Origin of the sequence: Ideonella sp. A 288 (assembly GCF_002198735.1) — a bacterium.
Classification (GTDB): Bacteria; Pseudomonadota; Gammaproteobacteria; order Burkholderiales; family Burkholderiaceae_C; genus Pseudaquabacterium.
Map to the genome: position 1 here is coordinate 26,221 of NZ_MWLO01000094.1, position 14,161 is coordinate 40,381.

A 14,161-nucleotide genomic window follows, 5' to 3' on the forward strand; every position below is an offset into this window, starting at 1 on the left:
GATGGCCCATGCCCCCACCGCCCGCGCCGAAGCCATCGAGCGGCTGATCCACCCGCGCTCGATCGCCATCGTCGGCGCGTCGGCCGACCTATCGAAGATCAACGGCCGGCCGCTGAAGCACCTGCTCGACAAGGGCTACGCCGGCCGCATCCTGCCGGTGAACCCGAAGTACCCGCAGATCGCCGGGCTGGCCTGCGTGCCCGACATCGCCAGCCTGCCCGAGGCGGCCGACCTGGCCATCGTGGCGGTGCCGGCCAGCGAGGTGCTGGCCAGCCTCGACGCGCTGGGCCGGCGCGGTGTGCGCGCAGCCGTGGTCTTCAGCTCGGGCTTCGGCGAGACCGGCGCCGACGGCCTGGCGCTGGAGCAGGCGCTGGCCGCCTGCGCCGCGCGCCACGGCATGGTGCTGTGCGGCCCCAACTGCCTGGGCTTCGTCAACGCCTTCGACAAGGTCTACGCCACCTTCAGCCAGTACGCCGATGGCCCCACCGGGCCCGGGCCGATCGCCTTCGTCACCCAGTCGGGCGCCTTCGGCACCGCCATCGCCGCGCTGGCGCGGCAGCGCGGGCTGGGCCTGGGCTACTTCATCAACACCGGCAACCAGGCCGACCTGGATTTCAGCGAACTGATGGGCAGCGTGGTCGGCGATCCGCGCATCCGCGTCGCCGCCGGCTACCTCGAAGGGCTGGAGGACGGCCCGGCGCTGATCCGCCTGGCGCGGCGCTGCCACCAGCTGGGCAAGCCGCTGGTGCTGACCAAGGTGGGCCGCATGGCGTCGGGCCAGCGCGCGGCGGCTTCGCACACCGGTGCGCTGGCGGTGGCCGATGCGGTGTTCGACGCAGTGATCCGCCAGCACGGCGTGCTGCGCGCACGCAACGAAGAGCAGATGCTCGACATGCTGCAGGCCCTGTCGCAGGAGCGCCGCCCCGCGGGCTTTGGCCTGGGCATCGCCACGCAGTCGGGCGGTGCCGGCGTGATGATGGCCGACCGCGCCGAGGAGGTGGGCCTGGACGTGCCCGAGCTGGCGCCCGCCACCCAGGCCCGCCTGGCCGGGGTGATGCCCGCCTTCGGCTCGGCCGGCAATCCGGTCGACGTGACCGGTCAGTTCGTGGCGCGGCCCGAACTGCTGCGCGAATCGGTGGTGGCGCTGCTGGACGACCCGGGCATCCACCTGGGCATCGTCTGGCTGCAGCTGATGACCGCGCACGTGGACACGCTGGTGCGCATCTTCTGCGAGATCCGCGACCGCACCACCAAGCCCTTCTTCGTCTGCTGGGTGGCCGCACCGGCGGCGGCCCTGGCCCAGCTGCAGGCCGAGGGCATCGTCGTCTTCAGCGCCGGCGAGCGGGCGGTGGAGGCAGCGGCGGCGCTGGCGCGCCATGCCGCCTTCGCGCGGGCCCAGGCCCGGCGCGGGCCTCTGGTGCCGCGGCAGCTGGCGCTGCCGGCGCTGCGGGGCCGCGTGCACGACGGCGTGCAGCCCAGCGTGCCGGCCACCGAGTGGCTGCGCGCCGCGGGCGTGCCGGTGGCCTCGGTGGCGCTGGCCCGCGACGCCGACCAGGCGGTGGCGCTGTGGCGCGCCGCCGGGGCGCCGGTGGCGTTGAAGATCGAATCGGCCGACATCACCCACAAGACCGAGGTCGGCGGCGTGATCCTGAACCTCGACGACGAAGCGGCCGTGCGCGCTGCCTACGACCTGCTGTGGCAGCGGGCCCGCCAGGCCCGACCCCAGGCGGTGCTGGACGGCGTGCTGGTGCAGGCCATGGCCTCGGGCGACGTCGAACTCGTGGTCGGCGCGCAGCGCGACCCGGTGTTCGGCATGGTCGTGATGGTCGGCCTGGGCGGCGTGCTGGTCGAGGTGCTGAAGGACGTGGCCTTCCGCCATGCGCCCTTCGACGTCGACGAGGCCCACGCCATGCTGCGCGAGCTGCGCCTGGGCGCGCTGCTCGACGGCGTGCGCGGCCGGCCCGGCGTGGACCGGGGCGCCCTCGCCCGCCTGCTGTCCGACCTGTCGCATTGGGTGGCCGCGATGCAGCCCTGGCTGGCCGAGCTCGACCTCAACCCGGTGCTGGTCGGCGCCAACGGGCCGCTGGCCGTTGACTGCGTGATGGTGTTCCGGCACCAGCCCGCGGGTCTGCCCGCGCCGGACCGACCCCGCCCGACCTGATTTCTCGCCCCGCGCCACCCCAAAACGACCACCCCAGGAGACACAGACCCATGGCACACCCTTCGCGCACCATCCTGTCGCGACTGCTCGCCGCGTCGGCGCTTGCGGCCGCCGTCCTGGCCGGGCCCGCGGCACTGGCCCAGGGGGCCTATCCCAACCGCGCCATCACCGTCGTGGCGCCCTACAGCGCCGGTGGCGATGCCGACCTGGCCGCGCGCAACTTCGCCGCCGCCGCGCAGCGCGTGCTGGGCCAGACGGTGCTGGTGGTCAACAAGACCGGCGCCAGCGGGGTGATCGGTTCGGCGCAGGTGGTGGCCGCGCCGCCCGACGGCTACACCCTGCTGCTGGCGCGCACCGGCTCGCAGGCCATCCTGCCGGCGATCCAGCCCACGTCCACCAAGTACAAGTGGGACGACTACACCTTCATCGGCATGCTCGAGCTCAACCCGTACGGCTGCGCGGTGAACGCCAAGTCGACGTACCGCACGCTCGACGACCTGGTCAAGGCCATCCGCAGCAAGGGCAAGTCGATGAACTTCGGCACCGCCGGGCAGCTGACCACCAACGACATGGGCCCGCGCGAGCTGTTCCGCCTGCTCAAGCTGACCCCTGACCAGGCGCCGACGATGATCCCGTACAAGGGCACGGGCGATGCGGTGCAGTCGCTGCTGGCCGGCGAGACCGACTTCTCCTGCGGCAGCATGGGCCCCTTCCTGGCCCACATCAAGGCGGGCACGCTGCGCACGGTGATGGTCACCACGGCCGAGCGCCTGGCCTCGCTGCCCGACGTGCCCACCGCGCGCGAGCTGGGCTATGCCGAGATGGAGCGCATCGTCGGCTGGAGCGCGGTGTTCGGCCCGGCCAAGCTGCCGGCCGACGTGCGCGACAAGCTGACCGCCACGCTTAAGGCCCTGGCCACCGATCCGGCCTGGCTGGCCGGCACCGCCCAGACCGGCTCGGTGCCCTACGTCAAGTCGCCCGACGAGACCCGCGATTTCGTGCAGGGCCAGTACCAGCTGTACCGCACCCTGGGCGAGCAACTGGGCATCATCGACGGCAAGCCGTAAGGGGCGCCCAGGCGCGAGGTTCCCGACGGCACCGGCGGCCACGGCGGTCGCCGGCGTGCCGGGTTGCGCACCCGGCGCAACCTTGCGCACTTGCAAGCGGGCGCGGCAGCCCCATCTGCCAGAATCGTCCACCGCCCGCCGCCGCTCCCTGCCGCCATGGTTCCCCACCTCATCACCGCGCTCACCGGCCCCATCAACGAGTTGGAGGCGCGCATCCTCGACTCGATGCCCGCCATCGAGCGCTGGTTCCGGCTCGAGTGGATGGAGCACACGCCGCCGTTCTACTGCTCGGTGGACGTGCGCAATGCCGGCTTCAAGCTGGCCCCGGTGGACACAGACCTGTTCCCCGGCGGCTTCAACAACCTCACGCCCGAGATGCTGCCGCTGGCGGTGCAGGCGGCGATGGCGGCCATCGAGAAGATCTGCCCCGAGGCCAAGAACCTGCTGCTGATCCCCGAAAAGCACAGCCGCGACAGCTTCTACCTGATGAACGTGCAGCGGCTGATGCGCATCTTCACGCAGGCCGGGCTGAACGTGCGCCTGGGCTCGCTGGACAGCGAGATCACGGCGCCCACCCCCGTGGCCCTGCCCGACGGCACCGAGCTCGTGCTCGAGCCGCTGAAGCGCACGCGCGGCCGGCTGGGCCTGAAGGACTTCGACCCCTGCACCATCCTGCTCAACAACGACCTGTCGGAAGGCGTGCCCAAGTCGCTGCAGCACCTGCACGAGCAGTACCTGCTGCCGCCGCTGCACGCCGGCTGGGGCGTGCGCCGCAAGTCGAACCACTTCAAAAGCTATGAAGAGGTGGCCAAGAAGTTCGCCAAGCTGCTGGGCATGGACCCCTGGCTCATCCACCCGATGTTCGCCGCCGGCGGCACCCTCGACCCGGCCACCGGCGCGGGCCTCGAGGCGCTGCGCGACCATGTCGATGCGCTGCTCACCAAGGTGCGCCGCAAGTACAAGGAATACGGCATCGGCGAAAAGCCCTTCGTCGTCGTCAAGGCCGACAACGGCACCGACGGCCGCGGCCTGATGACGGTGCGCGATGCCCGCGAGGTGGCCGACCTGGCCGCCCGCCTGCGCGAGCAGGGCGAGGGCGTCACCGAGCTCATCGTGCAGGAAGGCGTGCCGACCAACGAGCGCGTCAATGCCGCCGTGGCCGAGCCGGTGGTCTACATGATCGACCGCTACGTGGTGGGCGGCTTCTACCGCGTGCACGCCGAGCGCGGCGCCGATGAGACCCTCAATGCCCCGGGCGCCAGCTACGTGCCGCTGGCCTTCGCCGAGAGCCACCAGCTGCCGCGCCGCGGCGAGAAGCCCGGCGCCAGTGCGCCGAACCGCTTCTACATGTACGGCGTGATCGGCCGGCTGGCCATGCTGGCCGCCAGCTACGAGCTGGAAGCCTCCGACCCCGACGCCGAGGTCTACGACTGAGCTTGCCCCAGGGCTGTCAAGCCCCGGTGTGGTGGGCGCGCCAACGCCGGTGCTTGACGCACTGCACAACCCGAGGCGCACAATCCCTGCTTTGGCCAGAGGCACCGGCTCGTCCCGGCGCCCCGATGTCTTGAGCTCGGCTTCCGCCTCGAAGAACCCCGCCGCCCTCGCGGCGTTGACGCTCGGCGCCCTGGGTGTCGTCTATGGCGACATCGGCACCAGCCCGCTGTATGCGCTGAAGGAAGTCTTCCACGGCGGCCACGTCGTGCCCTCGGCCGACAACATCCTGGGTGTGCTGTCGCTGATCTTCTGGACGATGACCATCATCGTCTCGGTCAAGTACGTGCTGCTCATCCTGCGCGCCGACAACAACGGCGAGGGCGGCCTGATCGCGATGCTGGCGCTGGCCACCATGGCGGTGAAGGACCGGCCGGCGCTGCGCAGCACGCTGATGACGGTGGGCCTGTTCGGCACGGCGGTGTTCTATGGCGACGGTGTCATCACGCCCGCGATTTCCGTGCTGTCGGCGGTCGAGGGGCTGGAGGTGGCCGCGCCGCAGCTGCACGCCTGGGTGATCCCGCTGACGCTGGTGGTGCTGACCGGCCTGTTTTCGGTGCAGCGCTTCGGCACCGGCGGCATCGGCAAGGCCTTCGGGCCGATCACGCTGGTGTGGTTCGCCACGCTGGTGGCGCTGGGGCTGCCGCACGTGCTGGCCAACCCGGCGGTGCTGGTGGCGCTGAACCCGGCCTATGCCATCGGCTTCTTCATCCACAACCCGCTGGTGGCCTTCATCGGCCTGGGGGCGGTGGTGCTGTGCGTCACCGGGGGCGAGGCGCTGTATGCCGACATGGGCCACTTCGGCAAGCGGCCGATCCGCATCGCCTGGTACGGCGTGGTGATGCCGGCGCTGGTGGTCAACTACTTCGGCCAGGGCGCGATGCTGCTGGCGCACCCCGAGAACATCGACAACCCGTTCTTCATGATGGCGCCGGCCTGGGCCCGGCTGCCGCTGGTGTTCCTGGCCACGGCGGCCACGGTGATCGCCTCGCAGGCGCTGATCTCGGCGGCGTTCTCCGTCACCAAGCAGGCCATCCAGCTGGGCATCCTGCCGCGCATGGCCATCAAGCACACCTCGGTGCGCGACACCGGCCAGATCTACGTGCCGCTGGTCAACTGGGGCCTGTTCGTGTTCATCGTGCTGGCGGTGGCGCTGTTCAAGACCTCGTCCAGCCTGGCCTCGGCCTACGGCATCGCGGTGACGCTGGACATGACCATCACCACCGTGATGACCTTCTTCGTCATCCGCTACGGATGGAAGTACCCGCTGTGGATCTGCCTGGGCGCCACCGGCTTCTTCTTCGTCATCGACGTCACCTTCTTCCTGTCGAACATGCTCAAGCTGGTGGCCGGTGGCTGGTTTCCGCTGGTGCTGGGTGTCGGCATGTTCCTGTTGATGATCACCTGGGTGCAGGGCCGCAAGCTGATGCACGACCGCCTGCATGCCGAGGCCATCGACCTGCGCGGCTTCCTCGAGGCGGTGTTCTACAGCCCGCCCACCCGGGTGCCCGGCACGGCGGTGTTCCTGTCGGCCGACACCGGGCTGACGCCCAATGCGCTGATGCACAACCTCAAGCACAACAAGGTGCTGCACGAGTACAACCTGTTCGTGGCGGTGCGCCACCACGAGGTGCCGTGGATCGGCTTCGACAAGCGCGTCGAGATGGAGGCGCTGGGCCACGACTGCTGGCAGGTGCAACTGCACTTCGGCTTCAAGAACGACCCCGACGTGCCCGAGGCGCTGCGGCTGCTCGAGGGCCGCGGCATCCCGCTGCCCGAGATGGACACCAGCTACTTCCTCAGCCGCGACATCGTCATCCCCACCTTCGGCGAGGGCATGCCGCTGTGGCGCGAGAAGCTGTTCGCCAGCATGCACCGCAACGCAGCGGCGGCGGCCGATTTCCTGTACCTGCCGTCCAACCGCATCGTCGAACTGGGCGCCAAGGTCGAGATCTGACCCCGGCGCCGGTGTCGGGCGCGCCGCCGGTCAGCTCTGCTGGCCGCCGGTCTGCATCGTGCGCGGCGCGTCGGCCGCGCTGTCCCTGCGCACGTGCAGCCCGTTGCCGTCCACCGTGACGCGCGTGCCCGAGGCGATGGGCTCGCTGCGGTTGACCGTGCGCATCGAGCCGTCGTCCATGCGCACCTTGACGCGGTAGCTGGTGGTGCTGCGCTGGCGCTTCTCGATCTCGTGGCCGGCCAGGCCGCCGCCCACCGCGCCGATCACCGTCATCGCCTTGCGGCCGTTGCCGCCGCCGATCTGGTGGCCCAGCACGCCGCCGAGCACGCCGCCGGCCACGGCACCGACGCCCGAGCCTTCGCCCTTCTGCACCACCGCGGCCACCGATTCGACGACGCCGCATTCTGCGCAGGCCACCGGGCCCATCGCCGCCGGCTGGGTGTCCAGCGGCGTGGCGGGGCTGCGTGCCGTGCCGGCCGGGCGCGCGGCGGGGTTTGTGGTGGGGTTTGTGGTGTTGTAGCCGGCGCGGTGCGCGGACGACTGCACCGGCCCCGGCTTGTCCGAGCGCGGCGGGCCGGTCGGCGCCGCCGTGGCGGTCGACGGGGGCATGGCCGCCAGCGACTGCGGCGCCGCCGCGGCCTGGGCGACGGACGGGCCGGCGGGCTCGGGCGCCAAGGTCGGCTTCATCATCAGTGCGCCGGCCAGGGCGCCGACGGCCACCAGCGCCGCGGCCCCGCCGCCGAGGACGGCGGCGCGGGGCAGGGTGATGGTGGCGCCAGGGGCGGGGGCGGTGGGAGAGGTCATGGGATTCATCGTCTGGAAAGGTCACCCGTGGCGCCGCAGGCTGCGGCACGTCGCGGGGTGGGTGCCTTTCTAACGCGCCACCGGCGGCCCCGTCGACGACGGCGTGCATCCAAGTGCGTCCATTGGTGTCGGGCGGCGGGGCCCTGCCGGGGCCACGCCGGTCTGTCAGCCGGGTGCAGGCAGTGCGAATTCGAGGCCTGTGGTGGCCAGCCCGAGCAGGTCGGGGCTGTTGACGTTCAGCGGCAACTGGCAGGCCAGCAGCCCAAGCGAGGCCTGCGTGAAGCTGCCCGCGTCGAGCAGGCCGGTGTAGTCGGCCAGTTCCTTGGCGGACGGTGCGGTGCCCACCACGTTGCGGTAGACGAACTTGACGAAGTCGAGGTTGGAGTGCGAACCGGCGAGGCTGGCGAACGCGGGCGTGCCCACCGCCAGCGCCACGGCATCAGCGTAGCTGCTGCCCGCATCCAGCAGATCCAGTCCGATGGCGACGAAGGCCTCGTTGGCCAGCGACGAGGGGCCGAACAGCGCCCGCAGGATCTGCGCGACCTGACCCGCCCGGCCGCCGCCGACGTCCAGCGCCACACCGATGTCGCCAAACTCGATCCGCTCGACCCGGTCCAGCGTGTCGACGCCATCGAGCAGCAGTCGGTCCGTAACCCGCCAGGTGATGAAAAGGTCGCGCGTGACGCTCAGGTCATAGTCGGACCGCGGGCCGCCATAGCGCGCCACATCCAGGTCTGGGCCACCCAGCAACCGGTCGTCACCGGCACCGCCGACGAACGTGTCGTCCCCGTAGGCGCCATCGATCTGGTCCGCGCCACTGCCGCCGTAGATCCGGTTGTCCTGGTAGTTGCCCGTCAATTCGTCGTCGTACGCCGAAGCCGTGATGTGCTCGATCTCTTTGATCGCGTCGGTGCCCGAGGCCCCGTAGGCCCAGCCGAAGTCGAGCTGCCTGAACTCAGGCTTGACCGAAGGGCCCAGAACCACGACGACCGGCCCGGGAGAATCGGCGTAGTCGACCCAGTCGTCGCCACCGGTGCCGTTCAGGTCGTCGTTGCCCAGGCCACCGTGCAGCCAGTCGTCGCCGGTGTTCCCGATCATGTCGTCGTCCCCAGGGCTGCCGTTGAACAGGTCGTCGCCGGGCGTGCCGAAATAGTTGAACCCTGATGGGGGCGTCGACAGCCGGCTCAGGCTGACGGCATAGCTGCCGCCGCCGGAAATCGCCAGGAAATACTCGTTTGTCGTGGCACGGCCCTTGTAGCTGAACGAGAGCGTCCCGTCGGCGCCGCCCCACGCGGCGGTCCAGTTGATCCCGGCATCGAAGATCCCGGTGCTGTTGGTGACGTCCACGCGCGCATACCGGTCCGACAGCAACCAGGGAACGCCCGGGTCCGGCTGGTTCGCGACATCCTGGGACACGGTGATCTGGTAGTCGCCCGGGCCCGGCAGCCGCAGTTGGTACATGTCCTTGTGGTCGGAGAGATTGCCGTCGATGCCCTGGAAGCTTCCGTACGCCACCTCGCCGACGTTCACCTGGAAGGCGTCGGTGCGGTTGGTTGAACTGCTGTCGCGTCCCGCGGTTCGTTCATCGAACGCCGCTGCGCGACCGGCAAGTCGGGCCATGGTGCATCCCCCTAGAAAGCCGTGTCTCGCTGCACGGCCTGCGTGGATGTTAGCGCGGGCCGATGCTCGCTCAGGCCGCGAACGGCGGCCATGCCGATGCCGGTTGCCCGGCCAAGTGTGGCGCCGCGCCGGTATCCTCGCCGGCTGACCAGAACACGGGGAACGGTGGATGCGTGGAGCGATGAGCAGGGCCTGGGCCGACCTGTCGGTGTCGGCCGTGGTGGCCGGTTTCGTCGCTGTGCTGGTGGGCTACACCAGCTCGGTGGCCATCGTCTTCCAGGCTGCGCAGGCGCTGGGCGCCACGCCGGCGCAGACAGCCTCGTGGATGTGGGCACTGGGCCTGGCCATGGGCGTCACCTGCATTGGCCTGTCGCTGCGCTGGCGCCTGCCGGTGCTCACCGCCTGGAGCACGCCCGGCGCGGCGCTGCTGGCGGCCACGCAGGGCGTGTCGCTGGCCGAGGCCACCGGCGCCTTCGTCGTGTGCGCCGTGCTGATCACGCTGGCCGGCGCCACCCGCGCCTTCGAGCGGCTGATGGACCGCGTGCCGGTGGCCGTGGCCGCGGCGCTGCTGGCCGGCGTGCTCACGCGCTTCGGACTCGATGCCGTGGGCTCGGTGCGCACCGCGCCGGGCCTGGTGCTGGCGATGGCCGCGGCCTTCCTGGCCGGCCGGCGCTGGTGGCCGCGTTATGCGGTGCCGGGCGTGCTGGCCGCCGGCGTTGCAGTGGCCGCGCTGCAGGGCCGGCTGGCGCTGCAGTCGGTGACCTGGGACTGGGCGGTGCCGGTGTGGACGACGCCGGCCTTCAGCCTGACCTCGATCGTCGGCGTGGCGCTGCCGCTGTTCATCGTCACCATGGCCTCGCAGAACCTGCCGGGCGTGGCCGCACAGCGCGCCGCCGGCTACCGCACGCCGGTGTCGCCGGTGATCACCACCACCGGCGTCGTGTCGCTGCTGCTCGCTCCGTTTGGGGCTTATGCCATCAACCTGGCGGCCATTACGGCGGCCATCTGCATGGGCCGCGAAGCACACGAAGACCCGTCGCGCCGCTACATGGCCGCGGTGATGGCCGGCGTGTTCTACACCGCGCTGGGCCTGGCCGGCGGCGCGGTGGTGGGGCTGCTGGCGGCCTTCCCGCGCGAGCTGGTGGCGGCGGTGGCCGGGCTGGCGCTGCTGGGCACCATCGCCGGCGGCCTGGCCGCCGCGCTGGCCGACGAGCGCCACCGCGACGCCGCGGGCCTGACCTTCCTCGTCACGCTGTCGGGCCTCAGCGTGGCCGGCATCGGCTCGGCCTTCTGGGGCGTGGTGGCCGGCGCCGTGGCGATGGCTGTGCAACACTGGCGCCCCGCCCGCCGCTGAAGGCCCAGCCAGGCCGCCCACTGCCATGAAACGACCCCAAGCTCACTGCGTTCGCTGCCCCCAAGGGGCGTCAGTCCCTTCGGACGGCCGGGCGATACTGACATGACGCTGCTCTTCGTTGCCGACCCGCTGGAGTCGTTCAAGACCCACAAGGACACCACCTTCGCGATGATGCGCGAGGCGGCCTCGCGCGGCCATCACGTGTGGGCCTGCGAACCGGCCGACCTGGTGTGGGTGCGCGGCGCGCGCGTGGTGGCCAGGCGTGCCCGCGCGATCACGCTCACCGGGCAAGCCGAGCGCTGGTTCGAGGTGGCCGCCGAGGGCGAACTGGCACTGGCCGACACCCGCGCGGTGATCATGCGCAAGGACCCGCCTTTCGACAGCGAGTACTTCTACGCCACGCACCTGCTGGGCCAGGCCGAGCGCGAGGGTGCGCGCGTCTTCAACAAGCCGGCGGCGCTGCGCGACCACCCCGAGAAGCTGGCGATCCTGGAGTTCCCGCAGTTCATCGGGCCCACGCTCGTCACCCGCAGTGCCGAGGCCGTGCGGGCCTTCCACGCCGAGCACCAGGACATCATCCTGAAGCCGCTTGACGGCATGGGCGGCATGGGCATCTTCCGCGTCGGCCCCGACGGCCTGAACCTGGGCTCGATCGTCGAGACGCTGAACCAGGATGGCGCGCAGTCGCTCATGGTGCAGAAGTACCTGCCCGAGATCGTCCACGGCGACAAGCGCGTGCTGGTCATCGACGGCGAGCCGGTGCCGTTCTGCCTGGCGCGCATCCCGCAGGGCAGCGAGATCCGCGGCAACCTGGCCGCCGGCGGCAAGGGCGTGGCCCAGCCGCTGAGCCCGCGCGACCGCGAGATCGCCACCGCGCTGGGGCCTATCCTGGCCGCGCGCGGCCTGCTGCTGGTGGGGCTGGACGTGATCGGCGACAGCCTCACCGAGATCAACGTCACCAGCCCGACCTGCTTCCAGGAGATCACGCAGCAGACCGGCTTCGACGTGGCGAAGAGGTTCATCGATGCGCTGGAGGCCCGGCTGAAGTGAGCCTGAACGCCCTGCTCAGCGACGGCGCCCGCTTCGCGCCCGAATACCACGGCGGCCTCAGCAACCACCTGCCGATGGCCCTGGTGGCGCTGCAGCGGCTGGGCGCCGACGAGGCGCGGCTCGAGGCCTTTGCCGTTGGGTATGCCGAGCGGCTGGCCCCGGCCCCCGCGGTGCAGGCCTGGTCCGCGGGCGACGCCTGGCGCGGCCGCTTCGGCGAGCCCGAGGCCTGGCCGGCCTACCGGTCGCTGATGGCCGAGTGGATCGCCCAGGAAGGCGCCGGCGCGGTGCTGGCGCAGGCCCTGCCGGCGCTGATGCCGGGCTGCGGTGCCGGGGCCTTCCACGGCCCCATCCGCGTGGCCTATGCGGTGGCCTCGGGCCACGAGCCCGAACTGGCCGACGCGCTGGCCTACTGGGCCTGCCGGCACCTGCCGCTGGGGCCGCTGCCGCAGGCCCCCGGCCGCGTCGCCGACCCCGAGGCGCTGTTGCGCCGCCTGCAAGCTGGCCGCTCGCGCCAGCCGCTGATCGCCCAGCGCATGCGCGACGCCGCGGCCAGCCCCGCGCTGCACGCCGAGATCGCCCGCCTGGCCATCGACGCCGGCACGCTCGAGCGCCTGGCCCGCCTGTCGGCCAAGGCCTACACCGCCAGCGGCAACTTCACCGCGCTGCACCTGCTCACCGCCTGCCATGCCATGCGCGTGCTGCAGGGCTTGCTCGACGACCCGCTGGAGGCGCTGCGCTGGTTCTGGCAGGCCTGGGCCACCGCCGTGGTGGCGGCGGGCCTGACGCAGAAGCCGCCGCGGCCGGTGCTGGACTGGGACCGCATCGTGCCGCGGGCGCTGGCGTCCGACGACGAGCACGTGGTCAAGCTGATCGACAGCTGCCGCGAGGAAGAACGCGCCTACGGTGGCGACGACTGGCGCCGGGCGGCGTCGCGCGCGGTGGCCGTGGGCTGAGCGCCTCGGCCCTCCGGGCGCGGTGGCCGGGCAGGGCCCACCGCCCGGCGAGCGCGGTGCGGGCGGCGACAATGCCGCCATGGCCCTGCTCTCGCTCTCGAACGCCCACCTCGCCTACGGCCATGTGGCCCTGCTCGATTCCACCGGTTTTTCCATCGAGGTCGGCGAACGCCTGGGCCTGATCGGGCGCAACGGCGCCGGCAAATCCTCCATGCTGAAGGTCATCGCCGGGCTCGAGAAGCTCGACGACGGCCTGCTGCAGATGACGCAGGGGCTGCGCATCTGCTACGTGCCGCAGGAGCCGGTGTTCGAATCCGGCCACACCGTGTTCGAGGCGGTGAGCGAAGGCGTGGCCGAGGCGCGCGCGGTGCGCCAGGCCTACGAGGAGCATGCCGAGGGGGTGGACCTCGACGCGCTGCAGACGCGCATCGAGGCGCTGGACGCCTGGAACTGGGAGCAGCGCGTGGACACCACGCTGGCGCAGCTGCACCTGGACGGCAGCCGCGAGATCGGGCAGTTGTCGGGCGGCATGAAGAAGCGCGTGGCGCTGGCGCAGGCGCTGGTGGCGGTGCCCGATGTGCTGCTGCTCGACGAGCCCACCAACCACCTCGACCTCGATTCGATCGACTGGCTGCAGGAGCTGCTGTGCAGCTTCAAGGGCAGCGTCATGCTGATCACCCACGACCGTGCCTTCCTCGACGGCGTGACCACCCGCATCCTCGAACTAGACCGCGGCATCCTGCGCAGCTACCCCGGCAATTTCAGCGCCTACGAGCGCATGAAGGAGGAGCAACTGGCCGCCGACGCGCTGGCCAGCGCCCGCGCCGACAAACTGCTGGCGCAGGAGGAGGTGTGGATCCGCAAGGGCGTGGAGGCGCGCCGCACCCGCAGCGTGGCCCGCATCCAGCGGCTGGAGGTGCTGCGCGCGCAGCGCCAGGCACGGCGCGATTCGCTGGGGCAGGTGCGGCTGGAGGTCGATTCCGGCGCGCCCAGCGGCAAGATCGTGGCCGAGCTCACCGACGTGGGCATGCGGTTCGGCGACAAGGTCATCGTCGACGGCTTCACCGCCACCATCCTGCGCGGCGACAAGGTGGGGCTGGTCGGGCCCAACGGCGCGGGCAAGACCACGCTGCTCAAGCTGATCCTCGGCGAGCTGCAGCCCACCGCCGGCAAGATCCGCCAGGGCACCAAGCTCGAAGTGGCCTACTTCGACCAGATGCGCGCGGGGCTCGACCTCGATGCCACGCTGGCCGACACCATCAGCCCCGGCAGCGAGTGGATCGAGTTCAATGGCCAGCGCAAGCACGTCATGAGCTACCTGAACGATTTCCTGTTCTCGCCCGAGCGGGCCAACAGCCCCGTGCGCACGCTGTCCGGCGGCGAGCGCAACCGCGTGCTGCTGGCGCGGTTGTTCGCGCTGCCGGCCAATGTGTTGGTGCTCGACGAGCCCACCAACGACCTCGACATCGACACGCTCGAACTGCTGGAGGAACTGCTGCAGAACTACGCCGGCACAGTGTTCCTGGTCAGCCACGACCGGCGTTTCCTGGACAACGTGGTCACCAGCCTGATCGCCTGGGAGGGCGACCTGACGCCCGGCCTGTGGCGCGAGTACGAAGGCGGCATCGAGGACTGGCGCCAGCAGCGCGCGCGCATGCAGGCCGCCGCCGTGGCCGCGCAGCGCGAGGATCCAGAGCACCGGGC

10 protein-coding genes are annotated in these 14,161 nt (G+C 71.3%); 8 read left to right on the forward strand and 2 right to left on the reverse strand.

The features are described from left to right. The first annotated feature begins 1 nt into the window (after position 1). From EOINJALH_RS08745 to EOINJALH_RS08760, 4 genes are all read left to right on the forward strand, one after another. Positions 2-2,161, forward strand: coding sequence for an acetate--CoA ligase family protein (locus EOINJALH_RS08745; RefSeq protein WP_088279969.1), 2,160 nt, complete (start codon positions 2-4; stop codon positions 2,159-2,161). 50 nt (positions 2,162-2,211) lie between these two features. Further along, positions 2,212-3,228 (forward strand): tripartite tricarboxylate transporter substrate binding protein, encoded by a 1,017-nt coding sequence (locus EOINJALH_RS08750; RefSeq protein WP_088279970.1) that lies wholly within the window; start codon positions 2,212-2,214, stop codon positions 3,226-3,228. A 156-nt stretch (positions 3,229-3,384) separates the two neighbouring features. Then, positions 3,385-4,662 carry a glutamate--cysteine ligase gene (gene gshA / locus EOINJALH_RS08755; RefSeq protein ID WP_088279971.1) on the forward strand — a complete coding sequence of 426 codons (1,278 nt, stop codon included), beginning with the start codon at positions 3,385-3,387 and terminating at the stop codon, positions 4,660-4,662. Between the two features lie 130 nt (positions 4,663-4,792). Continuing rightward, complete coding sequence (locus EOINJALH_RS08760; protein WP_088279972.1) at positions 4,793-6,676, forward strand: potassium transporter Kup; 1,884 nt, start codon at positions 4,793-4,795, stop codon at positions 6,674-6,676. A 30-nt stretch (positions 6,677-6,706) separates the two neighbouring features. On the opposite strand, the gene EOINJALH_RS08765 is transcribed toward EOINJALH_RS08760, so the two are convergent. Together EOINJALH_RS08765 and EOINJALH_RS08770 are read right to left on the reverse strand one after the other, a co-directional pair. Then, a complete protein-coding gene (locus EOINJALH_RS08765) occupies positions 6,707-7,480 on the reverse strand; it encodes a glycine zipper 2TM domain-containing protein (RefSeq protein WP_234413730.1) in 774 nt (257 codons plus the stop codon). Positions 7,481-7,645: 165 nt separating this feature from the next. After that, positions 7,646-9,100: a hypothetical protein gene (locus EOINJALH_RS08770; protein ID WP_144289937.1), complete on the reverse strand. Its 1,455-nt coding sequence runs from the start codon at positions 9,098-9,100 to the stop codon at positions 7,646-7,648. A gap of 181 nt (positions 9,101-9,281) precedes the next feature. Between EOINJALH_RS08770 and EOINJALH_RS08775 the strand changes: the two genes are divergently transcribed. The 4 genes from EOINJALH_RS08775 to EOINJALH_RS08790 all read left to right on the forward strand — a co-directional run. Then, positions 9,282-10,454: a benzoate/H(+) symporter BenE family transporter gene (locus tag EOINJALH_RS08775; protein ID WP_199873229.1), complete on the forward strand. Its 1,173-nt coding sequence runs from the start codon at positions 9,282-9,284 to the stop codon at positions 10,452-10,454. A 102-nt stretch (positions 10,455-10,556) separates the two neighbouring features. Beyond that, positions 10,557-11,504, forward strand: coding sequence for a glutathione synthase (gene gshB / locus EOINJALH_RS08780; RefSeq protein ID WP_088279975.1), 948 nt, complete (start codon positions 10,557-10,559; stop codon positions 11,502-11,504). After that, positions 11,501-12,457 (forward strand): questin oxidase family protein, encoded by a 957-nt coding sequence (locus EOINJALH_RS08785; protein WP_088279976.1) that lies wholly within the window; start codon positions 11,501-11,503, stop codon positions 12,455-12,457. Before gshB ends, EOINJALH_RS08785 begins: the two co-directional genes overlap by 4 nt. 79 nt (positions 12,458-12,536) lie before the next feature. Further along, on the forward strand, positions 12,537-14,161 hold a 1,625-nt coding region (locus EOINJALH_RS08790), incomplete at its 3' end, for an ABC-F family ATP-binding cassette domain-containing protein (RefSeq protein ID WP_088279980.1).

Bases quoted from the DNA above. Each gene is read 5' to 3' on its own strand.
- EOINJALH_RS08745 (WP_088279969.1), top strand. From the start codon at position 2: ATGGCCCATGCCCCCACCGCCCGCGCCGAAGCCATCGAGCGGCTGATC.
- EOINJALH_RS08775 (WP_199873229.1), top strand. From the start codon at position 9,282: ATGAGCAGGGCCTGGGCCGACCTGTCGGTGTCGGCCGTGGTGGCCGGT.
- gshB (WP_088279975.1), top strand. From the start codon at position 10,557: ATGACGCTGCTCTTCGTTGCCGACCCGCTGGAGTCGTTCAAGACCCAC.
- EOINJALH_RS08765 (WP_234413730.1), bottom strand. From the start codon at position 7,480: ATGACCTCTCCCACCGCCCCCGCCCCTGGCGCCACCATCACCCTGCCC.
- EOINJALH_RS08750 (WP_088279970.1), top strand. From the start codon at position 2,212: ATGGCACACCCTTCGCGCACCATCCTGTCGCGACTGCTCGCCGCGTCG.
- EOINJALH_RS08770 (WP_144289937.1), bottom strand. From the start codon at position 9,100: ATGGCCCGACTTGCCGGTCGCGCAGCGGCGTTCGATGAACGAACCGCG.
- gshA (WP_088279971.1), top strand. From the start codon at position 3,385: ATGGTTCCCCACCTCATCACCGCGCTCACCGGCCCCATCAACGAGTTG.